General features: G+C 66.5%; 1 protein-coding gene. It reads right to left on the reverse strand.

The window, feature by feature from the left end; all coding sequences use genetic code 11:
• A partial coding sequence (locus CYJ76_RS11655; protein ID WP_331250402.1) for an inositol monophosphatase family protein occupies window positions 1-355 on the reverse strand: 355 nt, incomplete at both ends.

Consider the following 355-nt stretch of genomic DNA (forward strand, 5'->3'; position numbering starts at 1 on the left):
CAGCAGCGGCATCTCGGTGACGGAGACCATGGTCTGCCCCTGGTGCACCAGGGAAACCAGGATGCAGGCAAAAGGATTGCCCACCGCGTAATTGGCGGTGCCGTCGATGGGGTCCACCACCCAGAAGGTCTCCGGTAGTTCCTGGTCCCCGGCTTCGAGAGACTTACGGCGCGGGCCGTCCAGGCCGTCCGCCATCGCATCGTTGGGGTTCGGCTCGGTGATGTTCTCTCCCGGGATCTCGCCGGGGCGGACCGTGCCGAACTCCTCGCCGTGCACGGGCAGGCCGGTGTATTGCGTCAGCAGCGTGCGCAGCTGACGTTCGACGCTTAAGTCCGCCTCGGTGGCGAAGTCGCCG

The sequence above is a fragment of the Kytococcus schroeteri genome (genome assembly GCF_002847825.1).
In the GTDB taxonomy this organism is placed as follows: Bacteria; Actinomycetota; Actinomycetes; order Actinomycetales; family Dermatophilaceae; genus Kytococcus; species Kytococcus schroeteri.